Source organism: Aeromonas sp. 600282 (genome assembly GCF_049175755.1).
GTDB classification, from domain to species: Bacteria; Pseudomonadota; Gammaproteobacteria; order Enterobacterales; family Aeromonadaceae; genus Aeromonas; species Aeromonas veronii_A.
Window position 1 is genome coordinate 115,944 of sequence record NZ_JAAKVR010000009.1, and the last position, 26,911, is coordinate 142,854.

General features: G+C 62.2%; 21 protein-coding genes. 11 read left to right on the plus strand and 10 right to left on the minus strand.

What is annotated here, in order from left to right:
* Window positions 1–74: 74 nt before the first annotated feature.
* Window positions 75–290, minus strand: a complete 216-nt coding sequence (gene rpmE / locus G5137_RS10570) for a 50S ribosomal protein L31 (protein ID WP_005340673.1) — start codon at window positions 288–290, stop codon at window positions 75–77.
* Between the two features lie 147 nt (window positions 291–437).
* On the opposite strand from rpmE, the gene priA reads away from it, so the two are divergent.
* Complete coding sequence (priA, locus tag G5137_RS10575) at window positions 438–2,645, plus strand: primosomal protein N' (protein ID WP_421255352.1); 2,208 nt, start codon at window positions 438–440, stop codon at window positions 2,643–2,645.
* A 64-nt stretch (window positions 2,646–2,709) separates the two neighbouring features.
* Here priA and G5137_RS10580 read toward each other — a convergent pair whose 3' ends face one another.
* Entirely contained in the window at window positions 2,710–3,801 is a 1,092-nt protein-coding gene (locus tag G5137_RS10580; protein WP_421209220.1) for a hypothetical protein, read from the minus strand.
* A gap of 159 nt (window positions 3,802–3,960) precedes the next feature.
* Between G5137_RS10580 and G5137_RS10585 the strand changes: the two genes are divergently transcribed.
* The 5 genes from G5137_RS10585 (at window position 3,961) to dtd (ending at window position 9,866) form a co-directional block, all read left to right on the plus strand.
* The gene (locus G5137_RS10585; RefSeq protein ID WP_421255353.1) at window positions 3,961–5,394 is read left to right on the plus strand and encodes a DUF2867 domain-containing protein; all 1,434 of its coding nucleotides are present in this window, start codon (window positions 3,961–3,963) and stop codon (window positions 5,392–5,394) included.
* A gap of 169 nt (window positions 5,395–5,563) precedes the next feature.
* Entirely contained in the window at window positions 5,564–6,790 is a 1,227-nt protein-coding gene (locus G5137_RS10590) for an aromatic amino acid transporter (protein ID WP_005355439.1), read from the plus strand.
* Window positions 6,791–7,044: 254 nt separating this feature from the next.
* A complete protein-coding gene (locus tag G5137_RS10595; RefSeq protein WP_421255354.1) occupies window positions 7,045–8,286 on the plus strand; it encodes a malic enzyme-like NAD(P)-binding protein in 1,242 nt (413 codons plus the stop codon).
* 177 nt (window positions 8,287–8,463) lie between these two features.
* Window positions 8,464–9,336 carry a virulence factor BrkB family protein gene (locus tag G5137_RS10600; protein WP_005340664.1) on the plus strand — a complete coding sequence of 291 codons (873 nt, stop codon included), beginning with the start codon at window positions 8,464–8,466 and terminating at the stop codon, window positions 9,334–9,336.
* A gap of 92 nt (window positions 9,337–9,428) precedes the next feature.
* Window positions 9,429–9,866, plus strand: coding sequence for a D-aminoacyl-tRNA deacylase (gene dtd / locus G5137_RS10605; RefSeq protein WP_113740154.1), 438 nt, complete (start codon window positions 9,429–9,431; stop codon window positions 9,864–9,866).
* Here the strand turns inward: dtd and G5137_RS10610 are convergent.
* Window positions 9,855–10,535 (minus strand): spermidine synthase, encoded by a 681-nt coding sequence (locus G5137_RS10610; protein WP_162628440.1) that lies wholly within the window; start codon window positions 10,533–10,535, stop codon window positions 9,855–9,857. The two genes, dtd and G5137_RS10610, sit on opposite strands and share 12 nt — an antisense overlap.
* A gap of 51 nt (window positions 10,536–10,586) precedes the next feature.
* Here G5137_RS10610 and G5137_RS10615 point away from each other — a divergent pair, with 51 nt between their 5' ends.
* Window positions 10,587–11,495 (plus strand): bifunctional GNAT family N-acetyltransferase/hotdog fold thioesterase, encoded by a 909-nt coding sequence (locus G5137_RS10615; RefSeq protein WP_069527624.1) that lies wholly within the window; start codon window positions 10,587–10,589, stop codon window positions 11,493–11,495.
* Window positions 11,496–11,549: 54 nt separating this feature from the next.
* On the opposite strand, the gene G5137_RS10620 is transcribed toward G5137_RS10615, so the two are convergent.
* The 4 genes from G5137_RS10620 to gntU form a co-directional block, all read right to left on the minus strand.
* Window positions 11,550–13,667, minus strand: coding sequence for an AsmA-like C-terminal region-containing protein (locus G5137_RS10620; protein ID WP_421255355.1), 2,118 nt, complete (start codon window positions 13,665–13,667; stop codon window positions 11,550–11,552).
* A 31-nt stretch (window positions 13,668–13,698) separates the two neighbouring features.
* Entirely contained in the window at window positions 13,699–15,768 is a 2,070-nt protein-coding gene (recG, locus tag G5137_RS10625; protein WP_421255356.1) for an ATP-dependent DNA helicase RecG, read from the minus strand.
* Between the two features lie 190 nt (window positions 15,769–15,958).
* Entirely contained in the window at window positions 15,959–17,308 is a 1,350-nt protein-coding gene (gene pssA, locus G5137_RS10630; protein ID WP_005342654.1) for a CDP-diacylglycerol--serine O-phosphatidyltransferase, read from the minus strand.
* 150 nt (window positions 17,309–17,458) lie between these two features.
* Complete coding sequence (gene gntU, locus G5137_RS10635; protein ID WP_005355418.1) at window positions 17,459–18,799, minus strand: gluconate transporter; 1,341 nt, start codon at window positions 18,797–18,799, stop codon at window positions 17,459–17,461.
* 245 nt (window positions 18,800–19,044) lie between these two features.
* On the opposite strand from gntU, the gene G5137_RS10640 reads away from it, so the two are divergent.
* Genes G5137_RS10640 through G5137_RS10650 form a run of 3 tightly spaced genes read left to right on the plus strand, consistent with a single transcriptional unit; the run spans window position 19,045 to window position 21,998 of the window.
* Window positions 19,045–19,554: a gluconokinase gene (locus G5137_RS10640; protein WP_005340649.1), complete on the plus strand. Its 510-nt coding sequence runs from the start codon at window positions 19,045–19,047 to the stop codon at window positions 19,552–19,554.
* Window positions 19,551–21,347 carry a phosphogluconate dehydratase gene (gene edd, locus G5137_RS10645; RefSeq protein ID WP_021230776.1) on the plus strand — a complete coding sequence of 599 codons (1,797 nt, stop codon included), beginning with the start codon at window positions 19,551–19,553 and terminating at the stop codon, window positions 21,345–21,347. The genes G5137_RS10640 and edd overlap by 4 nt, the downstream gene beginning before the upstream one ends.
* A 9-nt stretch (window positions 21,348–21,356) precedes the next feature.
* Window positions 21,357–21,998: a bifunctional 4-hydroxy-2-oxoglutarate aldolase/2-dehydro-3-deoxy-phosphogluconate aldolase gene (locus tag G5137_RS10650; RefSeq protein WP_005342660.1), complete on the plus strand. Its 642-nt coding sequence runs from the start codon at window positions 21,357–21,359 to the stop codon at window positions 21,996–21,998.
* A gap of 84 nt (window positions 21,999–22,082) precedes the next feature.
* Here G5137_RS10650 and G5137_RS10655 read toward each other — a convergent pair whose 3' ends face one another.
* The gene (locus G5137_RS10655) at window positions 22,083–23,090 is read right to left on the minus strand and encodes a substrate-binding domain-containing protein (protein ID WP_421255357.1); all 1,008 of its coding nucleotides are present in this window, start codon (window positions 23,088–23,090) and stop codon (window positions 22,083–22,085) included.
* Window positions 23,091–23,179: 89 nt separating this feature from the next.
* Between G5137_RS10655 and G5137_RS10660 the strand changes: the two genes are divergently transcribed.
* On the plus strand, window positions 23,180–23,830 hold the full coding sequence (locus tag G5137_RS10660; RefSeq protein ID WP_421255358.1) for a Qnr family pentapeptide repeat protein: 651 nt from the start codon (window positions 23,180–23,182) through the stop codon (window positions 23,828–23,830).
* Between the two features lie 133 nt (window positions 23,831–23,963).
* On the opposite strand, the gene envC is transcribed toward G5137_RS10660, so the two are convergent.
* Together envC and gpmM are read right to left on the minus strand one after the other, a co-directional pair.
* Window positions 23,964–25,316: a murein hydrolase activator EnvC gene (envC, locus tag G5137_RS10665; RefSeq protein ID WP_421255359.1), complete on the minus strand. Its 1,353-nt coding sequence runs from the start codon at window positions 25,314–25,316 to the stop codon at window positions 23,964–23,966.
* A 9-nt stretch (window positions 25,317–25,325) separates the two neighbouring features.
* Window positions 25,326–26,855: a 2,3-bisphosphoglycerate-independent phosphoglycerate mutase gene (gene gpmM, locus G5137_RS10670; RefSeq protein WP_005356867.1), complete on the minus strand. Its 1,530-nt coding sequence runs from the start codon at window positions 26,853–26,855 to the stop codon at window positions 25,326–25,328.
* Between the last annotated feature and the right edge of the window lie 56 nt (window positions 26,856–26,911).

Sequence of the window (26,911 nt, forward strand, 5' to 3'; positions counted from 1 at the left end):
ATGAAGGATGAAAAACAGGAATCGTAAAAAAGGCGCCCATTGGGCGCCTTTTTCAGAATTCTTCAGAAGTAAAATTACTTCTTGGTGGTCATCGCACCGAAACGCTTGTTGAACTTGTCTACGCGGCCGCCGCTAGAAACTTCTTTCTGCTTGCCGGTGTAGAACGGGTGGCACTCGGAGCACACGTCCAGGTTCAGATCTTTACCGATGGTAGAGAAAGTGTTGATGACGTTACCGCAAGAGCACTTGGCGGTGATGGCTACGTAGTCAGGATGGATACCAGCTTTCATGGACAACCTCAATTAATAGGCCGTGTCGCCATCCGATCTCTTGTCGGACACCACACGATTGTTGAACACAGTTTCAAAGGCTGCGAATAATATAGGAAATGCCTGAGATCAGGCAAGTGGCTTCGCAGAAAAAATAGGCAACCCCTGGTGAATTCTTCCCAAACGCTGGATCTGGTTCGTGTCGCTGTCCCGGTACCGTTACGCCGTCACTTCGACTATCTCTCTCCCCTGCCGTTACCTGCCCCCGGTTGCCGGGTCGAGATCCCTTTCGGTCCCCAGACCCTGGTCGGGCTGGTGGTGGATCATCCGGCCGACAGCCAGGTGCCCCGCAACAAGCTCAAGCCCATCAAGCGCGTACTCGATGCGACGCCGGTGCTGGGGCCGGATATTCTGGCGCTGATGAACTGGAGCGCCAGCTACTACCAGCATCCGCTGGGGGAAGTGCTGCCCCACGCCCTGCCGGTGCTGGTGCGCAAGGGGGAGCCTGCCGCTTATCGTGAACTGGAGTTCTGGTTTGCTACCGAGGCAGGGATGGCCATCGACCTTAACGAGCTCAAGCGGGCGGCCAAGCAGCAGCAAGCGCTCGCCTTGCTGCGCAAGGGGCCGCAGACCCCCTCCGCTCTCAAGCAGGAGGAGATCCAGAGCGCAGCTCTCACCGCGCTGGAGAAGAAGGGGCTACTGGAGAAGCGTTCGCTGGAGCCGAGCCACGATGGCGATTGGGCTGCCCGCTTCGAGCCGGGGGAGGGGCTGCGCCTCAACGGCGAGCAGGCTCTGGCCGTCTCCGCCGTTACCAGCCAGAGCGACAAGTTCGGCGCCTTCCTGCTGGATGGCATCACAGGTTCCGGCAAGACCGAGGTCTATCTGAGCATCCTCGAACCCCTGCTCAAGGCGGGCAAGCAGGCGCTGGTGATGGTGCCGGAGATCGGCCTCACCCCGCAAACCATCAATCGATTCCGCCGCCGCTTCAACGTGCCAGTGGTAGCGATGAACTCCGCCATGAACGACAGGGAGCGGCTCGACGCCTGGCTCGCCTGTCGCGACGGCGGCGCCGCCATCCTGATCGGTACCCGCTCCGCGGTGTTCACCCCGTTTCACAACATCGGCATCATCATCATCGACGAAGAGCACGACGGCTCCTTCAAGCAGCAGGACGGTTTTCGCTACCACGCGCGGGATCTGGCGGTGATGCGGGCCCATCGTGCCGGTATTCCCATTTTGCTTGGCTCTGCTACCCCGTCCCTGGAGACATTGCACAACGCCCGCACCGGCAAGTATCACCATCTCACCCTGACCCGCCGCGCCGGTAACGCCCAGACCGCCCGTCAGGTGATCCTGGATATCAAGAGCGTGCGGCTGCAGGCCGGGCTTTCCCCTCAGCTGGAGCAGTTGATGGCGGAGCATCTGGCAGCGGGCAATCAGGTGATGCTGTTTCTCAACCGCCGTGGCTATGCCCCGGCCCTGATCTGTCACCAGTGTGGCTGGAGCGCCGCCTGCGAGCGCTGTGATGCCTGGTACACCTGGCATCAGGCCGGGCGACGGCTGCACTGCCATCACTGCGACAGCGTGCGCCCGCTGCCCCACCACTGCCCCGAGTGTGGCAGCAACGAGCTGATCGGGTCGGGAGTGGGCACCGAGCAGTTGGAGCAGTTGCTCACCACAGTGTTCCCGCAATATCCCGTAGTGCGCATCGATCGGGACAACACCCGCCGCAAGGGGGAGCTGGAGACCCATCTTGGCGACATCAAGGCGGGCAAGTACAAGATCCTGATCGGCACTCAGATGCTGGCCAAGGGCCATCACTTTCCGGATGTGACCCTGGTGGGCCTGCTGGATGTGGATGGTGCCCTGTTCAGCGCCGATTTTCGCGCCGCCGAGAAGCTGGCCCAGCTCTACACCCAGGTGGCGGGCCGTGCCGGTCGTGCCAGCAAGCCCGGGCTGGTGGTGTTGCAGAGCCACCATCCGGAACATGCCCTGCTGCAGGATCTGACCCAGAACGGTTACGGCCATTTCGCCGATACGGCGTTGAAAGAGCGCCGCCTGCTGGGGCTACCGCCGTTCAGCTATCAGGGGCTGTTCCGCGCCGAGGCCAACGGCCGTGACGAGGTGCAGCTGTTCCTCGCCCGCCTCGCCGATACCCTGCGCAGCGCCCGCTATCCCCACGTTCAGGTGCTGGGGCCCATCAGCGGCTTTATGGAGCGCAAGGCGGGCAAGTTTCGCATGCAGTTGCTGGTGCAGGGGCCGAATCGGGCACCTCTGGCCCAACTGCTGGATTGGGCGGTGAAGGAGCTGGAAGGCTGGCCCGAGACCAAAAGGGTGCGCTGGAGTCTGGATATCGACCCCACCGAGCTGAGTTGATGGTGCCGGAGCCGGTCGCTGGCAGTTATCGTCAGCGACCGGGTTTGCCATGCGGGTGCGGGGTTCAGACCCGCAGATCGATCTGCTGCACCCAGCCTCCCTTACCCTGTTCGGTGAGATAGAGGCCGGATTGGCGCAGCACCCCCTGATTGCCGCTCTCCCCCAGATGGTTGAAGGGGGTGTCGAGGGGGCGCAGCAGGATGGCGCCGATCCCCAGTTCGACCAGTGCGATAGGTGCGTGCTCCGGATGCCAGAACTGCAGGGCTGAAAACTGGCTATCCCCCTCATCCAGCACCCCGTTGCCATCCTCATCTAGGGTGGCCAACTCGCCGAAGCCATTGCCGGAGCGGGCACCGAACAGCTCGCCCCCATCGTCTATGGTGCCGTTGCCATTGCGATCCAGCGCCACAAAGCCGCTCCCTTCCCGCAGACCCGGCAGGCTATCCTCCTTGCCATCCTGATCGATATCGAAAGTGACCCGTGCCTCGGTCAGATCGGCAATCTTGCCATCCAGACTCAGCACCAGCGGATCCTTGAGGGCATTGAGGGTGGTGCGCCGCTGGCTCACCTCCAGTTGACGCCAGTCGAGCACAAAGCCGAGATCGAGCTGCATAGTCTGACCATCTTGAGTCGCTACGCTGGCCGATGCCACCACGTTGAGCTGCTCCTGTTGCAGCAGGGTGTCAGTCACCTCCACCAGTTGATCCGGCTCGGCGGCTTGAGCAGCGGCGTCTCCTTGGGTCACTCCATCGCCTCCTTCTTCGGAGGGTTTGATCGGCTTGGGCAGCTCGATTTCGTGGCCCAGCATCGCCTCGATCATCAGCTTGATCAGCCGCTGGCGGTTATCCAGTCCATCGTCGGGAATGCCATCCTGCTCTTTGCCGACTTCCGCTGCGGGCGGTGTGGGAGGCGTTGAAGCTTGCTGACTGGCGGCGGATTGCCTCGGGGTTTGCAGCGTCAGGGCGCTGGCGAGGGTCAGGGTGCTGCTGCGTTCGCCGGCCGCTGCCGTATTGTTGCCTTCCGGTGGATTAACTACGGGTGGCACTGGCCCAAGATTGCGCACCTTGCGGCTCTGGGCCTGTTGTTGCCGGTATTGCACCTCCCCCTGGAGGTCGTAGTGGTCGATGCGCATACGTTCGCCCTCGGCGCTATACATCTGGTCAGTTATCGACCGATAAATAAACCGGGATTAACACTAAATCGGACTAACAGGCAGAATTGTTAGTTCCATGTTGCAAAGTGACGGTGAGGCTGGATGATGGGCATTCAGGTTGCCAGCCCGGTGGCCGGGACGACAATGGAAAGGGGAGAGAGGATGAGAAACTGTCTGGTGATGGGGGCGGCGGGCTATATAGGCTCCTATCTGGTGCCCCACCTGCAAACCCTAGGCTACAAGGTGATTGCCGGGGCGCGCCGTCCCTGCCGCTTGCCTGAGGGGGTCGAGTTTCGCCTCGCCGACAGCCTCAAGCCGATCACACTGCTGCCTGCGCTGGCGAACATAGACACAGTCTTCTATCTGGTGCATGCCATGGGGGCGGGGGCCGATTTTCACCGGCTGGAGCAGCAGGGGGTAAAGAATTTTGCTGCCGCCGCCCGTGCTGCCGGGGTGCGCCGTATCATCTATCTCGGGGCAATCCAGCCTGAACAGTGCAACAGCCGCCATCTCAACTCCCGCCGCTACTGTGGCGAGTTGTTTCGCGAATCTGGCGTACCGACGGTGGAGCTGCGCGCCGGCATCATCATCGGGCCCGGTTCGGCGGCGTTCGAGGTGATGCGGGATCTGGTATTCAACCTGCCGATGATGGTGACGCCAAAGTGGGTGCGCTCGCGCACGCCGCCGATTGCGCTGTCCAACCTGCTGCACTATCTGGGCGGGCTGGTAGAGGCAGACGAGGTGGATGGCCACATCTTCAACGCGGTCGGCCCCGAGCTGCTCAGCTATCAACAGCAGTTGCAGAAGTTCGCCGCCCATATCGGCAAGCGCTGCCCCATCATTCCCATTCCGTTTCTGAGTCCGCGCCTTTCTGCCTGGTGGCTGCAGTTTGTTACCTCGGTACCGCAGCCGGTGGCCAAGGCGCTGGTGGGTGGCCTCAAGCACGATATTCCGGCCGACGATGGCCCGCTGCGGGCCCTGCTGCCGCAGACCCTGCTCAGCTTCGACGAGGCGTTGGCGGAGAGTTTGGCGCTGGAGCAGAAGCTGGGTGCCGAGCAGCAGGGGCAGGAGACCCCCCTCGGCCTGCGCTGGCGCCATCCCGAATATGGCTTCTACGATCGCACCGCCAGCGGCGAGGCCATCTGCCTCGCCTCTCCCGAGGTGGTGTGGCAGGTGTTGCAGCAACTGGGGGGTGAGCAGCGCTACTTCTACATGAACGAGTTGTGGGTGGTGCGCGAATGGATGGATCACCTGATTGGCGGCCCAGCCCGCACCCGTGGCCGCACCAATCCGGATCGTTTCGTGAAGGGGGATATGCTCGACTCCTGGCAGATCCTCGGGGTGGATGAGGGGCGCAGGCTCGATCTCTTGTTCAATATGAAGGCCCCGGGCGTCGGGCGGCTGGAGTTCAACATCCTGCCGGAGGAGTCCGGGTTGACCCGCATCCGGGTCACCGCTCACTGGCACCCGCAGGGCGCCTGGGGGTTGGCCTACTGGCTCGCCATGCTGCCGTTCCACCTTTTCATTTTTCAGGGGATGACCGAGGCCATCGCCCGTCAGGCCGAAGCGAGGGCAGGTATCCCGGTGATGGATTAACCCTCTTCACACCATTCCCGCTGATAGAGTGCCCCGTTCGGGGCACTTTTTTATGCGGCAGCCATGCCCGGTTATGGCAGATAGTGGTAGGCGTCTCATGGCAAAGGCTGGCATCATGCCGCGGTCTTGTTTACCGCGGATAGATAATCAGTCAGAAAAAGAAGGGATTATGAAGAAAAAACCGTCAATTTTGGGGGGCGCCTGCATCATTGCCAGCGTCTGCGTGGGAGCCGGCATGCTCGGTCTGCCGAGTTCGGGGGCGGGGGCCTGGACCCTCTGGTCGGTGCTGGCGCTGACCGTCACTATGGTGATGATGACTCTCTCCGGCTGGATGTTGCTGGAATCCTTCCAGCACCACGACATGCGGGTCTCCTTCAATACCGTGACTCGCGAGCTGCTGGGGGAGAAGCTCAATCTCCTCAACAATCTCTCGGTCTACTTTGTTGGCGGCATTCTGCTCTACGCCTACATCACCTCCTCCGGTGCCATCCTGCAGGGGATTCTGGGGATCGACAGCAAGCTCGCGTCCGTGTTGTTCGTGGCGCTCTTCTCTGCGGTGGTGTGGCACTCGACCCGCGCCGTTGACCGTATTTCGGTGGTACTGATCGCCTTCATGATCCTCAGCTTCGCCCTCGGTGTGGCCGGTCTGCTCGGCAGTATCAAGCTGCCGACCCTGCTCGATCTGGCGGGCAGCGAGAGCCGCTATGCTCCCTATGCCATGGCGATGCTGCCGGTGGCGCTCACCTCGTTCGGCTATCACCACTCGGTGGCCTCCCTGCGTGCCTACTACCAGAACGAGCAGCAGGCCAGATGGGCCATTCTGGGGGGAACCCTGATCGCGCTGGCGCTCTACGTGCTCTGGCTGTTGGGGATCTTCGGCAACCTTCCCCGTCAGGATTTTGCTCCCGTGATTGCCAAGGGAGGGGACGTGAGCGTGCTGCTCTCCGCCCTCTCCGGGGTCATTGAATCGGAGAAGGTGGCCAGCGCCATCAACGGCTTCTCCATGGCGGCCATTCTCTCCTCCTTTATCGGGGTGGGGCTCGGGGTGTTCGACTATCTGGCTGATCTGTTCAAGTTCGACAACAGCCGCGCCGGTCGCTGCAAGACCTGGGCGGTCACCTTCCTGCCGCCGTTGGTGCTCTCCCTGCTCTTCCCGTTCGGCTTCCTGCTGGCCATCGGCTATGCCGGTGCCGCCGCCACCATCTGGACCTGCATCATCCCGGCATTGCTGGTGCTGCGCACCCGGGCGCGGGCCGAGCGGGGCGAAGTGACACCCCACTTCGTCACCCCCGGCGGCAAGCTGATGGCCTGGCTGCTGATCCTGTTCGGATTGGCGACCGCGCTGTTCCACTTCCTGTCGATGGCAAATCTGTTGCCGGTCTATCTGGGCAACTGAGTCAGGTCTACAGCACTGACAGAAAGGGCGGCAAGGCCAACTTGCCGCCCTTTTTGCTCCATTTTCATCCCATGCGGCAGAATCTATAACTAAAGTGGTATGTGTGGGTGGGGTAAGGTGCTGAAATAACTGGTCTGATCTGGCTGATGGCAGCATGATCTGCTGGGCATGCCCACCGCTTTCTTTTATGATCCCCGCCCTTCTGCGTGCCCCCTGTCGGCACCTCATTTGCACCAACCACATCGGGGTCCCCCATGTCCGATCTGCGTCAAGAAGCACTCGATTACCACGCCCAGCCCGTACCGGGCAAAATTGCCATCGCCCTGACCAAGCCTGCCGAAACCGCCCGTGATCTGGCGCTGGCCTACAGCCCGGGTGTTGCCGAGCCGGTGCGCGAGATCGCCGCCAACCCGGTCGATGCCTATCGCTATACCGGCAAGGGCAATCTGGTGGCCGTCATCTCCAACGGCACCGCTATTCTGGGGCTGGGTAATCTGGGGCCGCTGGCCTCCAAGCCGGTGATGGAGGGCAAGGCCCTGTTGTTCAAGCGCTTCGCCGGTATCGACGCCATCGACATCGAGGTGAAGCACGAGACCAGCCAGCAGTTCATCGACACGGTGGCGGCTATCGCCGATACCTTCGGCGGCATCAATCTGGAAGATATCAAGGCACCTGAGTGCTTCGAGATCGAGCAGGCGTTGATCGAGCGCTGCGATATTCCGGTGTTCCATGATGACCAGCACGGCACCGCCATCGTCACCGCCGCCGGGCTGCTCAACGCGCTGGAAGTGCAGGGCAAGCAGATCAGCGACAGCCGCATCGTCTGCATGGGAGCGGGGGCTGCCGCCACCGCCTGCATGGATCTGCTGATCAAGTGTGGCGCCAGGGCGCACAACATCTTCATGCTGGATCGTCAGGGTGTCATCCATACCGGCCGCAGCGATCTCAACAAGTACAAGCAGCGCTTCGCCAACGAGACCCCGCTGCGCACCTTGATGGATGTCATCGAAGGGGCGGATGTGTTTGTCGGTGTTTCCGGCCCCGATGTGCTGCCCGCCGAGGCGGTCGCCCTGATGGCGCCCAATCCGGTGATCTTCGCCTGCTCCAACCCGGACCCGGAGATCAAGCCGGCGCTGGCCCACGGGGTGCGCAGCGACCTCATCATGGGCACCGGTCGCTCCGACTACCCGAACCAGATCAACAACGTGCTCTGCTTCCCCTTCATCTTCCGCGGTGCCCTCGACGCCCGTGCCAGCCGCATCAACGATGCCATGAAGATTGCTGCGGTCGAGGCGATCCGCGCGCTGGCCAAGGAGCCGGTGCCAGCCGAGGTGCTGACCGCCGCCGGGGTTAGCGAGCTCGCCTTCGGCAAGGATTACGTCATTCCCAAGCCGATGGATGCCCGTCTGCTGCCGCGGGTTGCCCGCGCCGTGGCGCTGGCGGCGGTGGCCTCCGGCGTCGCCCGCATCGAGCTGCCTGCGGACTACATGCTGTAATCCGGCATTGCAAACGGCCCCTTTATCGGGGCCGTTTTTATCTCTGCTTCTGGCGACAGTCGGAGGCGTAACCCGGGTAACAGGTTGGGGCATATGGAGGCAAATCGGGTTCAAAGGTGGTCAAACAGCGCTCTCCTCTGACACAATATTGCCACTATGACGCTAACGAGAATCAAGATGCAGCAGCCTGTCAGCGGCCGTTTGGCCCACGCCCTCTCCTTCTTGCGCCATGATGGTCGCCACTTTGCCCAGTTTGTCTGGGGCCGTTTCCAGCAGGACAGATTGACGGTTACCGCCGGTTATCTGGCCTATGTCACCCTGCTTTCACTGGTGCCGATGATCGCCGTGGTCTTTGGCATGATGTCCGCCTTCCCGGTGTTCCAGAGCCTCAAGCAGGCGATGGAGCAGTTCGTCTACCACAACTTCGTGCCGACCGCGGGCGATATGCTCAAGGAGTACATCGACGGCTTCGTCGCCAATGCCACCAACACCACTGCTGTGGGGATTGGGGCGCTGGTGGTGGTGGCGTTGATGCTGATCTCCGCCATCGACAAGAACCTCAACTACATCTGGCGTTCGACCCAGGGCCGCCCGCTGGCGCAGGCCTTTGCCATGTACTGGATGATCCTGACCCTGGGGCCTGTGCTTATCGGGGCCAGTATCGCCATCTCCTCCTATATCTTCTCGCTGCGGCTGTTTGGTGCCGAGAGCCTGTTCGGCATCGGTTATCTGCTGTTGCGCGGTTTGCCGTTCCTCTTCTCGGTGCTCACCTTCCTGCTGGTCTATACCGTGGTGCCGAACTGCAAGGTGCGGCTGATCCACGCCTTTATCGGTGCGCTGGTAGCGGCGACCCTGTTCGAGCTGGCCAAGCGCGGCTTTGCCATCTATATCACCAACTTCCCCTCCTATCAGGCCATCTACGGTGCGCTGGCCACCATCCCGATTCTGTTTGTCTGGGTCTATTTAAGTTGGCTGGTGGTGCTGCTCGGTGCGGAGACCACAGCCTGCCTCGGTGAGTACGAGAAGCCGGCGAGCGAGGAGCTTGGCTAAGCCATCGCCTTGGCCACCGGTTTATTGGTAGCATCGACGACCGCCCCTGCAATCGAGCCGGGGCGGTCGTTCTGTTTTGAGAGGAGAGGGATGTGATTGCACTGATTCAGCGGGTCAGCGAGGCCAGCGTGACTGTCGAGGGGGAGGTGACCGGCGCCATCGGTCAGGGATTGCTGGTACTGCTCGGAGTAGAGCAGGGGGATGACGAGGCCAAGGCCGACAAACTGCTGCACAAGGTGAGCGGCTATCGGGTCTTCAGTGACGAGAATGGCAAGATGAACCTCAATGTCGGTCAGGTCGGCGGCAGCCTGCTGGTGGTCTCCCAGTTTACCCTGGCGGCCGATACCAAGAGCGGGATGCGCCCCAGCTTCTCCTGCGGTGCCCACCCGAGCGAGGCCGAACGCCTCTATGACTACTTCGTGGCGAAGGCTGCTGCCAGCGGCATCCCGACCGCAACCGGGCGTTTTGCCGCCGACATGAAGGTGGCGCTGGTCAACGACGGCCCGGTTACCTTCTGGCTACAGGTCTGAGGATGTCTCGTCCCGCGGTGTGACGTGGACGATCACGTTGATAAGCCCCGCAACCGGATAGGGGGTAGCGGGGCCAATCCACTGTTCTATCAGTGTCAGGGCGTGGGTTAGCTCCAGTTCTGTTCGCGGCAGCAGGTTGATCACCAGGGTGCCGCAGAGGCGGGGAGCCAGCGCCCGGTAGAGCCGCTCCTGAAACAGCAGCAGCGGGTTGCCATCCTGACTGAAGAGATCGAGCAGGATGAGGTCGTACTGCTGCTCGCTCTGCTCGAGAAAGGCGAGGGCATCGGCCTGATGGAGTGTCGGAACGGCTTGCCCATCGTGCGCCTGATGCTGGAAAAACTGCTGATAAACGGTCAGCACCTCTTCGTCGAGGTCAACGCACTCGTGGCGAGCATCGGGCCAGCGCTGACTCAGATGGCGGGTGAGATCGCCGCCACCCAGCCCCAGTTCGAGGATTTGCTCAGCCCGCTCCGGTAGCAGGCAGGCGATGACCCGCTGATGGGGCAGACAGAGGGTCGCGGGGTCGGCGAGCGACATGGCGGATTGCACCACGCCATCTATCTCCAGCCAGCGGTGCTGGTCATTTTCCTGTACCGTGAGGCGGCGCTGGGGTTTGACGCTGAGGTGCAACAAGTGATCGGCTTGGTACGCTTGCAGATTGAAGTCCATGAATTTGCACGGCAAGATGGTTTCCGACCAGTGTAACTCAAGGATGAAACTATGTACCGGGTAGTCACCCCTCAGACAGTCGCCGAGCTGGATGCCTACTACCAGTTGCGCTGGGAACTTCTGCGTAAACCCTTCAATCTGCCGGTCGGTTCCGAGCGGGACGAATACGATACGGTCGCCATTCACCGGCTGATGCTGGCTCCCGATGGTACTCCCATCGCTGTGGGCCGCCTCTTTATCGGCGGTGACGAGGCGCAGATCCGCTTCATGGCGCTGCGTCCCGAATATCGCGGCCAGGGGCTGGGCGCCAAAATGGTGGAGGATCTCGAGCAGCTGGCCCGCAGCGAGAAGGTGAAACGGCTGGTGATGAACGCCCGTCAGGAGGCGGTGGAGTTCTATCGCAAGTGCGGTTTTCTCGAAGTGGGGGGCGGCCCCGTCTCCTTTGGTCGGATTCCCCATCGCCAGATGATCAAATCCCTGAGCCCGTTGCAGACTATCCAGTACCGGCCGGAGTGGTGTCAGGATCTCACCACCCGCTGGTCGCGCGGGGTACCCATCAGCGAGAAGATGGGGATGCATATCAGCCACTACGATGGCCAGACTTTCCACCTCAAGGCCAATTTGGCGGCCAACTTCAACGTGCATGGCAGCATGTTCGCCGGTAGTGTCTACAGCCAGTGCGTGCTGGCGGGCTGGGGGCTGATCTGGCTGCAGCTTAAAGAGGAGGGGCTGGTGGGCGAGCCGGTGCTGGCCGAGAGCACCATCAAATATCATGGCCCGGTCGATGAGGAGCCCGAGGCGCGAGTGGCCCGCGAGGGGATGCCCGCCGTGCTGCAGCCGCTCAAACGGGGGGAGCCTGCCACCTTCAGCCTCAAGATCCAGCTGTTCAGCGGCAGTAAACTGGCGGCGGAGTTCTGCGGCCACTACGTGGTGCAGCCGCCCCGCCGTCCGGGCCAGTAACCGCGTCGTTTCCCCATCAAACAACAAGGCCTCATTATGAGGCCTTGTCTGTTTTTACCCTTGCCGGCTGTCGCTTGCCTGCCCGGCTTGGGTCTGCACTTGGGCCTGGTTTTGGGCTTTCGGCGCGGGAGCCGGTCGCCAGAGCGGGGCACTGTTGCCTTGCGGAGGATAGCGTACTCCCACTTCCCAGCCGCAGGCGTCCTGCTTCTGAGGGAAGCTCCAAGCCAGCGTGGGTTCCGTCAACGGCCCGCGCCACTGGCCGAGCAGCTCGGCGCAGCGGTTGCCATTGAGGATCCCCAGATCCAGCTGCCACTGCTCGTTGACCAGATCGATCCCCCCTTGCAGCGCCAGCAGATGGGTGATGGTGGAGGCACCAGCCTGCTCGATCTGCAGTTGCCCCTTGTCGATCTTGCCCAGCAGCTTGATGCGGTAGAAGGGGGTGTCACCCTCCTGCATCGCCTGCCACAGCTGATCCGGCGTCAGGGTGGGTGGGGTCGCCCCCTTGAACCACTCATCCAGCAGCGGATCTATCTTTACCTTGTCCCAGAACGGCTCGTCGGCATCGAGGGCAAAGCTGCCCTGCAGGGTCTGGCGCCACTCGCCCGCCGTTTTGCCGTGTTCGGCTTGCAGGTCGGCGCTCACGTCCGCCTTGCCGGCAAAGGAGACCGGGGAGTGGAATAGCTTGCCCCATTGCTGTAGATCCAGCTTGGTCGCCTGCAGTTGGAGGCGGCTGCTCTGGCCCGGTTCGCGGCCCCACTGGCCACTCAGGCTGAGAGTGCCCTCATCCGGCAGCGAGCTGGTGAGCTTGCCCAGTTGCCAGGAGCTGGGGGTCAGCTCCCCATCCAGCTCGCCGTTGCGGGCGCTGAGGCCATCCCACACCAGTTCGAACCATTTGCTCTCGATACGGGCTCGGCCGAGCAGCGGGCCGGGCTGGTTATCGCGCAGGGCGAGATCGCTCAGATAGAGCTGCCAGCCGGTCAGCGACAGGGGCAGGGTATCGTCGAAGGAGAGCACCTTGAGCTTGTCGAACGCCAGCTTGCGGATATCGACCTGCTGCGGGCGCCAGCTCTGCCAATCCTGCCACCAACCCTGCGGCAGGCTGATATCCATGCCGCTTAGCGCCACGTCTTTCAGGGTCAGCTTCTGCTGCTGGGTATCGAGGGATAGCTCGACATTGAACTCCCCTTCATAGGCCTTGCCCTGCAGTTCGCCGTCGATCTGCTGGGGGGAGAAGGCGAGCTTGCCCTTGATCTCCTCCAGCTGGAACAGGCCACGGCCCATGTCGCCCAGGGTGCCGCTCAGATAGCCGGTGGGCTGGTTGCCCGCCTGCCAGTTGAAGGCGGTGAGCTGGCCGCTGAAGTTGTTGAAGGAGAGCTCCTGATTGATGTCGTTGAGGCTGACGCCGTCCAGCTGACCGCGATCCAGCGACACTCTTTGCAACGGGAAGCGCTGCGGGAAGCCTTGCTGTGTCAGGTCACCCAGCTCTACCCGCATGCCGCGCGCCTTGAGATCGTGCAGTTGCAGGGTGCGGGCGGGCCAGTCCAGGACCATGCCGGTCTCCAGCAGACCGTCGAACAGGTTGGTCACCAGCTTGTCGCTGCGCAGCACTTCCCCCTCCAGCCGTCCTTGCAGGTTGAGACGGGCGAAGGTGAATTGCGGAGTCTCCAGCTGGCCGATATTGAGACTCAGGTTGGCCTGTGGCTGCTGTTTCGGGTCGATCAGCTCCCAGTCACTCAGGGTGGCATTGAGGCCGCGCAGGGTCAGCTCGGGGCTCTCCAGACTGAGCCGGTCTATGGTGCTGTCACTGATGGTGAGGGAGTGCACCGGCAGGTTCGGTAGCTGGTTGGGCAGCGGCAGCTTGATGGCGGGACGGATCAGATCGAGATGGGCGATGCGCACATCGCGGCTCAGCCAGTCGATGCTCTCGATCTCCAGATAGATCTTGTCGAGGGAGACCGCATCGCCGTAGTGCACCTGCTCAGCCAGCAGGGTGTAGGGGTGCAGCGGGTTGAACACCAGTCGCCCTATGGTGACCGGCACGCCGGTCTGCTGGCTGATCCAGCTGGCGATGGGGCCTTTGGCGCGCTCGGCGTCGAACAGGCCGAGGGCAACCCAGACAAATAGCAGCAGGAAGGCGAAGGTGTAGAGCAGGCCGCGTAGCCAGGAATTCATGGGTGCTTTCCTCCTGTTTCGGGATTGGTTGTCAGGCGTTTGAGTAGTGGTCTCGCAGACCGAGCCAGCGGCGGATCAGCGGGTCGACATGGCTCGGATGCCTATCCATAAGGAAGCGCGCCATCTTTTGTACCTGCGGAATAAGCGGCTGATCCCGCACCAGATCGGCGATCTTGAGGTCGGCCAGACCGGTCTGGCGGGTGCCGAGCAGTTCCCCCGGGCCGCGCAGTTCCAGATCGCGCTGGGCGATCAGGAAGCCGTCGTTGGTCTCCCGCAGCACCCCGAGCCGGCTTTGGGCCGTCTTGGACAAGGGGGCATGATAGAGCAGCACGCAGTGAGAGGCTACCGCGCCCCGGCCAACCCGCCCACGCAACTGGTGCAACTGCGCCAGCCCGAGCCGTTCCGGGTTCTCGATGATCATCAGGCTGGCGTTGGGCACATCCACCCCCACTTCGATGACGGTGGTGGCGACCAGCAGTTGCAGTATGCCCGCCTTGAACTCCTCCATCACCCGCTGTTTCTCGACCGGGCGCATCCGGCCGTGCACCAGCCCGATATGCAGACCGGGCAGCAGGTTTTGCAGCTCGGCGGCGGTATCCTCGGCGGCCTGACACTCCAGCACCTCCGACTCCTCGATCAGGGTGCAGACCCAGTAGGCCTGCTTGCCCTCGGTGCAGGCGAGCTTGACCCGCTCGATCACATCGCCGCGACGGCTGTCGGGCAGCGCCACCGTGGTGATGGGGGTTCGGCCCGGCGGCAGTTCGTCGATGACCGAAGTATCGAGGTCGGCATAGGCGGTCATCGCCAGGGTGCGGGGGATGGGGGTGGCGGTCATGATGAGCTGATGGGGATGTACCCCTTCCCGCTCCCCTTTCTCGCGCAGTGCAAGGCGCTGATGCACCCCGAATCTGTGCTGTTCATCGATGATGACCAGCGCCAGACGCTGGAACACCACCTGCTCCTGAAAGATGGCGTGGGTGCCCACCACCATCTTGACGCTGCCATCTTTGATCGCGGCCAGCGCCTCCTCCCGCGCCTTGCCTTTCTGCTTGCCCGCCAGCCAGCCGACTCCGATGCCGAGCGGCTCCAGCCACTTGGCGAAGTTGATGGCGTGCTGTTCAGCCAGCAGCTCGGTCGGCGCCATCAAGCCCACCTGACAGCCGTTGCCGATGGCCTGCAGGGCGGCCAGCGCCGCGACCAGGGTCTTGCCGGATCCCACGTCGCCCTGCACCAGCCGCATCATGGGGTGGCTCTGTTGCAGATCCTTACTTATCTCGGCCACCACCCGGCTCTGGGCGCCGGTGGGCTTGAACGGCAGGGCGCCGAGCAGCTGTTCGACCAGCTCGGGCGCCGGTTTGAGGGCGCGGGCCAGCTGGGTTTGTGCCTGAGCGCGCACCTTGAGGACCGAGAGGTTGTGCGCCAGCAGCTCCTCCAGTACCAGTCGCTGCTGGGCCGGATGCTGGCCGCTTTCGAGCAGTGGCAGCGCCACCGAGGGAGGCGGGCGATGCAGCAATTTCAGAGCGGCGGCCAGCTCAATCTGGTGGGGATAGAGGCCGGCGGGCAGCAGCTCCTCGACGCCATAGAGGTCGAGCTGGGCCAGCGCCTGATCGGTGAGGTTGCGCAGGGTGAGTTGGCGCAGCCCTTCGGTAGTCGGGTAGACGGGGGTGAGCGCCTCTTCGGTCTGACCGGCCTGCTCCTCGCCGAGCAGCTTGTACTCGGGGTGGGCCATCTCCAGCCCGTATTTGCCGGGGCGCACCTCGCCAAAGCAGCGGATCAGACGGCCCGTCGCCAGACTGTTTTTCTGGGCGGCGGTGAAGTTGAAGAAGCGCAAGGTGAGGGTGCCGGTGCCATCGCTGATGCGACAGACCATCATGCGGCGGCGCCCCATCACCAGCTGAGTGTCCTGGATTTCGCCCTCGACGGCGCCGTGCAGGCCGGGCGGCAGATCGCCGATGGGCCACACCTGGGTGCGGTCCTCGTAGCGCAGGGGGAGGTGGAACAGCAGATCCTGTACCGTGGCCAGCCCCAGCCGCTCGAGCTTCTCCAGCATCTTGCTGCCGACACCCTTGAGGCTATCGAGAGGAATTTTATCCAATTTCATCAATTAGATGCCCGAAAACACTGTAAATATGTCCAGATGATAGGGGTTGTTGAGGGGCCGATGCAAGCCGAGTTGCTGCTGGCTGGGCAGCCAAGACGGGGGAAACGGCGGATATAACAAAGGCCTGCCGAAAACGGGAGGCCTCTGTGCGGCTGCCAACAGGCAAGGTGTGGGCGCATGGCGCCCAGGGTCAGATGATGCGTTTAAGCAGCAAATGGGCCTTGACCCGATGGATCCGTCCCAGCAGCTTGCGCACCTGTTCCGGGTAGTCCTGGATCTGCTCAACCTGATCGAAGTGGCTGATCCGCTTGGTGTTGGTCAGGATGTTCTCCCGCTCCGCGTTGAACTGGGGACGCAGCAGGTGGCGACGATCGTGTACCAGCAGGCCGTTCTCCAGATCCAGCGCCCAGGCGCGGGGGTTGAGGTTGTTGCCTGTTAGCAGGGCCCACTCGTCATCCACGAAGATCCCCTTGAGATGGTAGGAGTTGCGCTCGCAACACCAGAGCATCAGGTTGAGGCGACCGTCGTCGATGTGGCGCTGGTTGCGCTCGGCAAACTTGCGCAGGTTGGTCTCGTAGAGATAGGGCAGGCCACCGATGGTGGAGAACTTCTCTTCCGGCGGAATGAAGAAGTCGTTGGCGGTCTTGTCGCCCACTACGATGGTGACTTTGCAACCGCGCTGCAGCAGATCCTCGATATCCTTACTCAACTCTTTGGGCGGGTTGAAGTAAGGGGTGCAGATGAAGATCTCCCGCTCGGTGGCACGCACCAGATTGCGGATCATCAGGTTGAGCTGATTGTTGCGCTTGCCCAGACCCACCATGGGGGTGACGGCCACCTCCTGGGTGTTGACCGGCATGGTGCTGAAGCGGTACTGGCTCTGGCGCAGGTTCTGCTTGAAGCGGCGGATCGGCCCCTTCAGCTGTTTGGCGCTGGGGATATCGCTGTGATCCAGTCGCTGCACCGCGTCGCTCTTCACGAACAGGTCATCCACATAGTTGACCATGCTGCGGGCCAGCTCCGGGCTGGTGATCTGGTGATAGCGGTCGAAGCGGTAGCGATCCTGCTGGTGCAGGTAGATGTCGTTGAGGCTGGCGCCGGAGTAGAGCACCACATCATCAAAGATGAAGCCCTTGAGGTGGAGCACGCCGAGCAGCTCGCGCCCTTTGACCGGCACGCCGTAGATTTCGATCTGGTGCTCGTGTTCGGCAGCCATGGCCTGATACATCAGGTGGTTGCCGCCCTGCTTGCCTTTGCCGATCAGGCCGCGCTGGGCACGGTGGAAGTCGACGAACAGCTTGATGTCGAGGGCCGGATTGCGCTGCTTGGCGGCGTAGAGGGCGGAGAGGATCTCCCGGCCTGCTTCGTCATCCTGCAGATAGAGCGCGACCAGATAGATGCGCCGGGTGGCACTGGCGATAAGCGCAAGAATGCGGCGTTTGAAATCCTGGGCGCTATAGAGCACTTCAAACTGATCCGCTGCGACGGCGATCTGGGGCAGGCGCGCCAGCAGTTGTCGATAATGGGCCGATGAATGCATAGATAAACCTGAAATCACGGGGTTAAGCGTTCCACTCGGAGCGATGAATAGGCGATTCTAGCAATCTCGCCCTCTCAGCCAAAGAAAGAATCATCAGAAAGATGAAAAAGGCCTCACGAGTGAGGCCTTTTTGTCAGCATTTTGCCCTTTTCAGAGGAAGCTGTAGATGATCATCGCCATCACGCCGCCAGTGGTGCCGATGATGGTTTCCATCACGGTCCAGGTCTGCAGGGTCTGCTTCTCGGTCAGGCCTAGGTAGCGGTTCGCCAGCCAGAAACCGGAGTCGTTGACGTGGGAGAGCACGATGGCACCGCCGCCGATGGCGATGGTGACGGCCGCCAGCTGGGCGCCGTTCAGACCGAGCGGCTCCAGCATCGGCAGCACCAGACCGCAGGCGGTCAGCATGGCGACGGTGGCGGAGCCCTGAATCACCCGTACCGCAGCGGCCAGAATGAAGGCCAGTGCGACGATGGGCAGACCGGAGTCGGCCAGCATATTGCCAAGGGCGGCACCCACGCCGGAATCAACCAGCACCTGCTTGAACACGCCACCGGCACCGGTCACCAGAATGATGACGCCTGCCGGCTGGATGGCGCTGTTGCAGACGCTCATCACCTCGTCACGGGACATGCCGCGGCGAATACCCAGCAGATAGAAGGCGGCCAGACAGGCGACCATGATGGCGGTGAAGGGGTGACCGATGAACTCCAGCCAGTTGTGCAGGGTGGAGCCCGCCTCGACGAAACGACCGACGATGGTCTTGAGGCCGATCAGCAGCAGCGGCAGACCGATCAGACCCATGGCCAGCCCGAAGGAGGGCAGGGATTTGCTGTCATCGTGGACGCTGTTCTGTGCATCGGCAGGCAGCGGCACATCGACGATCTTGCTGATGAAGTCACCGAACAGCGGGCCAGCCAGGATCAGCGCCGGTACGGCGGCGATCAGGCCGAACAGGATCATGTAGCCGAAGTCGGCGCCCAGCTGGGATGCCACCAGGATCGGGCCCGGCGCCGGGATAAGGAAGGCCTGGCAGGTGGCGATACCCGCCAGCAGAGCGATACCAATCTTAACCACGCTGCCGCCGCCACGACGGACGATGGCGAAGGCGACGCCGATCAGCAGCACCACGGCCACGTCAAAGAAGAGCGGCAGGGCGCAGACAAAGCCGGTCAGTGCCATGGCCCAGTTGGCGCGCTTTACGCCGAACTTGCCGAGCAGGGTGTGGGCTACCCGGTCGAGGGCACCGGTCACTTCCATCACCTTGCCGAACATGGCGCCCAGCGCCACCACCACGGCGACGAAACCGAGGGTGCCGCCCATCCCTTTCTGGATGGTGTTGGCGATGTCGGCCGGGTTCATGCCAGCGGCGAGACCCGCCACCATGGAGACCAGGATCAGGGCTACCACGGCGTGGAGCCGGGCCTTCATCACCAGGAAGAGCAGCAGCACAATCGAGCCGGCGGCTGTCATGATCAGGGAGAGGTCAGACATTGTTATGCGTTCCTTTTTCCAAGTTCAGTCGTGACACCTTGCCGATCCGTCGGCAAACCATATCTTTATGATTTATTTAGATTTATGGCAAGGGCTCAACATCATATGCCCAGGTGACTATGGGTTTGCTCAGTCTGTGGCAGACTTCACATTTTCAATCGTTACCGGTAACATGTTACCGGTAACGTGTTAGATTAGAACCCATCAACAGCTGGTTTTTTGAAAAGTGGGACAGAGGTCAAATTATGGCGGGTAAGTGCATTATCGTGATGGGTGTGTGTGGTAGCGGCAAATCCAGCGTGGGTCTGAAAGTGGCCGAAGCGCTGGGCGCCAAGTTCATCGATGGCGATGACCTGCACCCCAAGGCCAACATCCAGAAGATGGCTGGCGGCAACCCCCTCAACGATGAGGATCGTGCCCCCTGGCTGGAGCGGATCCGCGACGCCGCCTACAGTCTCGAGCAGAAGAACGAGACCGGCATCATTGTCTGTTCCGCCCTCAAAAAGAAGTACCGCGACCAGATCCGCGAAGGCAACGAGTCGGTCAGCTTCATCTTCCTCGATGGCAGCCAGCCGCTGATCCTCGAGCGGATGCGTGCCCGCAAGGGCCACTTCATGCGTGAAAGCATGGTACAAAGTCAGTTCGATACCCTGGAGCGCCCGGATGGCGAAGCCGGTGTATTCCACATTGATATAGACGGCACCTTCGAACAGGTGGTTGACCGCGCCGTCACAGCATTGGAGCAAGCCCAATGATTCATCAGGTAATTTCCGACGTCACCGCCCGCATCCGTGAGCGCAGTGTCGCCCGTCGTCAGGCATTTCTGGCCCGCATCCAGCGTCAGGCAGAGCAGGGCAAGACCCGCGCCGCGCTGGCCTGCGGCAACCTGGCCCACGCCGTGGCCGCCTGCAGCAGTGACGAGAAGGGTCGCATTCTCGATATGACCCGTGCCAACGTCGGCATCGTCACCGCCTACAACGATATGCTGAGCGCCCATCAGCCCTATCAGGGCTATCCGGATCAGATCAAGGCGGTGCTGGCCGAGCTGGGCCACAGCGCCCAGGTCGCCGGCGGCGTGCCCGCCATGTGCGACGGCGTGACCCAGGGTCAGCCGGGGATGGACATGTCCCTCTTCTCCCGCGACCTGATCGCCCAGGCAACCGCACTGTCGCTCTCTCACAACACCTTTGATGCCACCCTGCTTCTCGGTATCTGCGACAAGATCGCTCCGGGTCAGATCATGGGGGCCCTCTCCCACGCTCACCTGCCGACTGCATTTGTTCCTGCTGGCCCGATGGCGAGCGGCATCAGCAATGACGAGAAGGTGAAGGTGCGTCAGAAGTACGCTGCCGGTGAAGTGGGTCGCGATGCCCTGCTGGAGATGGAGTGCGGCGCCTACCACGCGGCAGGCACCTGTACCTTCTACGGCACCGCCAACACCAACCAGCTGGTATTCGAGGCCATGGGCCTGATGCTGCCGGGCTCTGCTTTTGTGCATCCCCATAGCGAGCTGCGCCGCGCCCTGACCGCCGAAGCGGCCCGCCGCATCAGCGCCATGATCCCGGGCTCCCCGGCCTATCGCCCGTTGAGCGAGGTGCTGGACGAGCGCTCGTTGGTCAACGGTCTGGTGGCCCTGCTCGCCTCTGGCGGCAGTACCAACCACAGCATCCACATGGTGGCGCTGGCCCGCGCCGCCGGTCTGGTACTGACCTGGGATGACATCAGCGATCTCTCCGACGTGGTGCCGCTCTTGGTTCGCATGTACCCGAACGGCCCGGCTGACGTCAACGCCTTCGAACAGGCGGGCGGCGTGCCCGGCCTGATGCGCCGTCTGGCGCAAGAGGGGCTGATCCACATGGATGCCACTCCGGTCTTTGGCGAGATGCAGGATTACCTCAGCCGTCCGGCATTGGTCGATGGCCAGCTGGTATGGCAGCCGGTGGGCGAGAGCGGCGATGCGAGCGTGCTGTCGCCTTCCGGCAGCGTATTCCAGGCCACCGGCGGCACCAAGCTGCTGGCGGGCAATCTGGGCCGCGCCGTGGTCAAGGTATCCGCCGTGGCTCCCGAGTATCGGGTTATCGAAGCGCCAGCGCGGGTCTTCTCCTCCCAGCATGCGGTGGAAGCGGCCTACAAGGCGGGCGATCTCAATCAGGATGCCGTGATCGTAGTGCGCCACAATGGTCCGGCCGCCAACGGCATGCCGGAGCTGCACAAGCTGATGCCGGTGCTCGGCAACCTGCAGAAGGCGGGTTACAAGGTGGCGCTGGTCACCGATGGCCGCCTCTCCGGTGCCTCCGGCAAGATTCCGGCCGCCATCCACGTCACCCCGGAAGCGCTGCACGGCGGGGCCATTGGCCTGCTGGCCGACGGCGATCTGCTGCGGGTTGATGCGGTAAACGGCAGCCTCGACTGCCTGACCGATTTGAGTGGCCGTACCCAGGCCGAGATTGACCTCACTCTGGAACAAGAGGGGTGGGGCCGTGAACTGTTCAGCGTGATGCGTCGCGCGGTATCGAGCGCCGAGTGTGGCGCCACCATCTTTGACTAAGGAAGAGCTATGCAGAACTGGAAAGTGACCCCGGCCGAGGTGTTTGCCGCCTCCCCGCTGGTACCCGTGATGGTTATCAACGAGCTGGATCAGGCCCTGCCGATGGCCAAGGCGCTGCTCGACGGCGGCATCTCTGTCTTCGAAATCACCCTGCGCACCCCGGTGGCGCTTGATGCCATCGCCCTCATTGCCAAGGCGATGCCGGATGCCATGGTCGGTGCTGGTACCGTGCTCAACTGCGAGCAGTTTGACGCAGCCGTTGCCGCCGGTGCCCGCTTCGTCATCTCCCCGGGGATGACGCCGGCCCTGCTGGCTCACGCGGCCAAGAGCACCGCGCCGCTGATCCCGGGTGTGGCAACTCCGTCTGAAGTGATGCAGGCGCTGGAAGCGGGCTATGACCACCTGAAGTTCTTCCCGGCCGAAGCGAACGGCGGCACCAAGGCGCTCTCCGCCATTGCCGCGCCGCTGCCCCAGGTGAAGTTCTGCCCGACCGGCGGTATCGGCCCGAAAAACGTGGCCGACTATCTGGCGCTCAAATGCGTGGCCACTGTCGGCGGCTCCTGGATGCTGCCGGCCGATGCGGTCAAGAGCGGCAACTGGGAAGAGGTGACTCGCCTCTCCCGCGAAGCGGTTGAGTTGGTAAAACGCTAAGCCTCAGTTGTGCAGAAAACCAAACAGGCCACCCTCGGGTGGCCTGTTTGCTATCAGCGTGACTTAAGTGGGTGAGGGAAGGGATTACCCCAGACTCTCCCCGACATAGAGGGAGAAGCCGATATCCTTGCGGGTGTCGGGTTGGGATTGGCCGCTGAGACGAGCCAGCAGCATGGTGGCCGCCTCCCGACCGATCGCTTCCCGCGGGGTGGCGATACTGGCCAGCTTGGGGGTCATGGCGTGGCCGATGTCGAGAGCGTTGCAACCGGCGATGGCGATCTGCTGGGGCACCGGGATCCACTTGGCCTGACACTGCAGCAGGGCGCCCACCGCCAGGTCATCGTTGGTGCAGAACAGGCCGTCGAGGTCGGGATAGCGTACCAGCGCCTGATCCAGCAGCTCGCCCCCCAGAGTGAAGCTGGAGGATTGTTCGGTCAGCAGATGCTGGCCGGTGAGGCCGAAGTCGGTCATCGCCTGATAGTAACCCTCCATCCGCAGCTGGGTGCGCACGTCGAGCCGCGCCCCCAGATAGACCAGCTTGCGTCGGCCCCGGCGCAGCATCTCTGTTACCATGGCCCGGGCCGCGGCTCTATGATCCATGCCGACCACCATATCGATGGGGGTTTGCGGCAGATCCATGGTCTCCACCACCGGAATGCCGGCGGTGGCGATCATCTTGCGAGTGCGCTCTGTGTGCTGGCTGTCGGAGAGGATGAGGCCATCCACATGGTAGGAGAGTAGGGACGCGACCTGCTCCTCCTCCCGCTCCGGACTGTAGCCGTAGTGGGCCAGCAGGGTCTGGTAGCCGGCCGGTCGGGTCACCGACTCGATGCCGTGGATCAACGCAGAGAATACTTGGTTGGAGAGGGAGGGGATCAGGATGCCGATCGCCTTGCTGGTCGCGTTGGAGAGAATATCCGGCGCCCGATTGGGGATATAACCCAGCTCTTCCACTACAGCTGCGATCCGCTCGCGGGTCCCCTCCGCTACGGTCTGTGGGTCACGCAGATAGCGGCTGACAGTCATCTTGGTCACGCCGGTCTGGTCGGCGATATCTTGCAGGGTGGGGCGGCGCTTGCGGGTGGGGCTCATAGGGGTGTCCAGGGTGGATGTTACATGTAACATTACCGTTTTTGGCGGATAAAGTCAGCATATGAAGCCGTTTTTGCAGGAGTTTTCCGATGATCAGAGGCAAGCAGTTCGTGGATGTCCGGTTCGAGCAACAGGATGTGGAGGGGGAGCTGTTCTCGGAGTGCCGCTTTATCGGATGCAACTTCTCCTGGCTGGATCTGAGCGATAGCCGCTTCATTGACTGCAGCTTCTACGATCGGGAGAGTGAACGGGGCTGCCTGTTGCAGGGTTGCGATCTGCGCGAGGCCAGCTTCCTGCTCTGCGATCTCACCATGGCCGATTGCAGCCGCAGCCAGTGTCTGAGGTTGGAGATGCGCGACTGTCAGGCGGTCGGTATCAACTTCGGCCACGCCAGCTTCGCCAACCAGATCACCGCCAAAAGCTACTTCTGCGAGGCCCATCTGACCGGCAACAACTTCAGCTATGCCAGCTTTGAGGGCTGCCTGCTGGAGAAGTGCGAGCTGACCGGCAACCGTTGGCAGGGGGCCAACCTGTTTGGTGCCTCGCTGGCGGGTTCCGATCTTAGCGGCTCTGAGTTTGGCCAGATTGACTGGACCAGCTTCAAGCTGCAGGGCTGCGATCTGCGCCAGTGCGATCTGCCGGGGCTGGATCTGCGCCGGGTCGATCTGCAAGGGGTGCAGATCAACGAGGATCAGCAGCAGACCTTGCTGGAGCAGATCGGTCTGGTTGTCTTCTCCTGAGCCGAGCGAAAAATTAGGTAATTTTTCATCAAATGGGAGCGACAGCGGGTTGCTGTACTCCTGAAACGACAAAAGCCTGCGTGATGCAGGCTTTTGCTAGTGAGCGTGTGATGCGTTTGTCGGCCGGGTTGACTCAACCCTTGGCCAGCCATTTGGTTGGGTTGATGGCCTCGCCCTGATAGCGAATTTCGAAGTAGAGGCCCGGTCTGTCCTGGCCACCACTGTCACCAACCAGTGCCACTGGTTCACCCTGTTCCACGTTCTGGCCCACCTGGCGCAGCAGCGACTGGTTGTGACCGTAGAGGCTCATGTAGCCGCGACCGTGATCGATTACCAGCAGCATACCGAAGCCGTCGAGCCAGTCGGCGTAAACCACTTGTCCCGGTGCGACCGCCTTTACCTGGGTTCCTTCGCTGGCGCCGATCAGGGTGCCTTTCCACTTGAGCTGGGCGGTGCGCGGCGAGCCGTAGGCGATGAGGATCGGCCCCTGTACCGGCCAGCGCAGGCTGCCATTGGTCTTGAGCCCGCTGTAGTAACCTGCGGTCCCAATCCCAGAGCCTCGCTCCGGTTTGGTACTGGACATCTCTTCGACCGGTTCTGCCGGTTTGACGGTTTTGTTCTGCTGGGCGGCAAGTCGTTGTTGCTCGGCGCGGCGCTGCTCGGCCAGCTTGCGCTGACGCTCCTGTTCCGCTTTCAGCTTGGCCAGCCGTTCCCGTTCGGCCCGTTCGCGGCGCTCCTGCTCTTCCCGCTGGCGGCGCAGCTCTTCCAGCCGGGCTTTCAGCGCTTTCTCCGCTTTGACCAGCTTGGTGAGCTTCTGCTCGTCATCCTGTACCGACTGCTGCAACTGGTTGCGCACCTTGGCCCGGCTCTGCTGGCTGGCCAGCAGGGTCTGGTGATGCTCCTGCTGTTCGGCAAGCAGGGTCTGCAGTCTGGTTTCGGTCTCTTTGGTTGCCTGCTGGTTTTTCGCCAGCTTGTCGCGGGTGACGCGCAGGGCGTCGATGGCCTCGATGCGGGCCTTGTTGAGGTAGTCGTAGTAGTCGAGTGAGCGGCTCAGTTTGGCCGGATCCTGCTGATTGAGCAGCAGTTTGAGGTAGTCGTGGTTGCCCGCCTGAAAGGCGCTCTCCGCCTGTTTGGCCAGCAACTGCTTTTGATGTTTGGCTTGAACTTCCAGCGCGAGCTTGTCTTTTTGCAGGGTCGCCAGCGTCTGCTGGTTCTGCTTCAACTGCTGCCTGGTCTGGTTGAGTTTGGCGGCGGCGGCCGAGATGGCCTGCTCGTCAGCCTTGAGCTGGGTATTGAGCTTGGCAAGCTCCTGCTTGCTGAGCTTGATGGTCTTCTGTTGCTCTTTGATCTGGGACTGCATGGTCCCCAGCTGCTGATTGGCGGCCAAAGCCGGTTTGCTGGCGCCAAACGACAGGCAAAAAAACAGCGCGCCGGCCAACAGGCCGACGCGACTGGTTTTCTGTGAAATAACTTCGCATCCCCGCATGGGGAAGGATTATTTCAGAATCATCAGGGGCTTGCCAGTCATTTCCGGCGGCACCGGCAGACCCATCAGGGTCAGCATGGTGGGGGCCAGATCGGACAGTTTGCCACCTTCAACCACCTCGGCTTTGCGACCGAAATAGATGAGCGGAACCGGCAGATTGGTGTGGGCTGTGTGGGCCTGACCAGTCTCTTCGTCCAGCATCTTCTCGGCGTTGCCGTGGTCGGCAGTGATCAGGCACTCGCCACCCACTTCGGCCAGGGCGTCGGTGACGCGGCCGATGCAGTGGTCAACGGCTTCACACGCTTTGACGGCGGCATCGAACACACCGGTGTGACCAACCATGTCGCCATTCGGGTAGTTACAGATGATGACGTCGTACTTGCCGCTCTTGATGGCCGCAACCAGCTTGTCGGTCAGCTCTTCGGAGCTCATCTCCGGCTGCAGGTCATAGGTCGCCACTTTCGGGCTGGCCACGATCTCGCGATCTTCGCCGGTGAAGCAGGACTCTTCGCCACCGTTGAAGAAGAAGGTGACGTGAGCATACTTCTCGGTTTCGGAGATGCGCAGCTGGGTCTTGCCCTGCTTGGCCAGCCACTCACCCAGGGTGTTGACCAGAGCGGTCGGCGGGTAGGCACAGGCAGTTTTGATGTCGGCCGCGTATTCGGTCAGCATCACGAAGTTCAGTTTCGGCTCGACTGCACGGGCGAAGCCGGTGAAGTCTGTGTCAACGAAGGCGCGGGTGATTTCACGGGCACGGTCGGCACGGAAGTTCATGAAAATCAGCGCATCACCATCTTCCATCGGGGCAGCTTCGCCGATGCGGGTGGCTTTGACGAACTCGTCGTTCTCGTCGCGAGCATAAGCGGCAGCCAGTGCTTCGGTGGCGCTCTCGGCGGTGAACTCGCCCTTGCCCTGGGTCATCAGGTCATAGGCTTGCTGCACGCGATCCCAGCGGTTGTCACGGTCCATGGCGAAGTAACGGCCGATCATGGAGGCGAAACGACCCTTGCCGAGCTTGGCGAACAGGGCATCGAACAGCTCGATGGAGGACTGGGCGGAGCGCGGCGGAACGTCGCGGCCATCCAGGAAGGCGTGCAGGTAGATCTTCTCGGCGCCACGCTTGGCAGCCATTTCGATCATGCCCATGATGTGCTCTTCGTGGCTGTGTACGCCACCCGGAGACATCAGGCCCATGATGTGAACGGCTTTGCCGTTGGTGACGGCAGCGTCAACAGCCTTGGCCAGCTCGACGTTCTGGAAGAATTCGCCGTCCTGGATGTCTTTGGAGATGCGGGTCAGCTCCTGATAGACGATGCGACCGGCACCGATGTTGACGTGGCCCACTTCGGAGTTGCCCATCTGGCCATCCGGCAGACCGACGTCCAGACCGGAGCCGGAGATCAGGGTGCTGGTGTAGTCACGGGCCAGACGATCGAGGTTGGGAGTCTTGGCGGCAGCGACGGCGTTGTGCTCTTGCTTGGTGCTGTAGCCCCAACCGTCCATGATGACCAGAACCAAAGGTTTCTTAGCTGTTGACATAAGACTATGTCCTCTCGGATTGGAAAAAATGCGGGAAATGAAACTAGCGTAATATT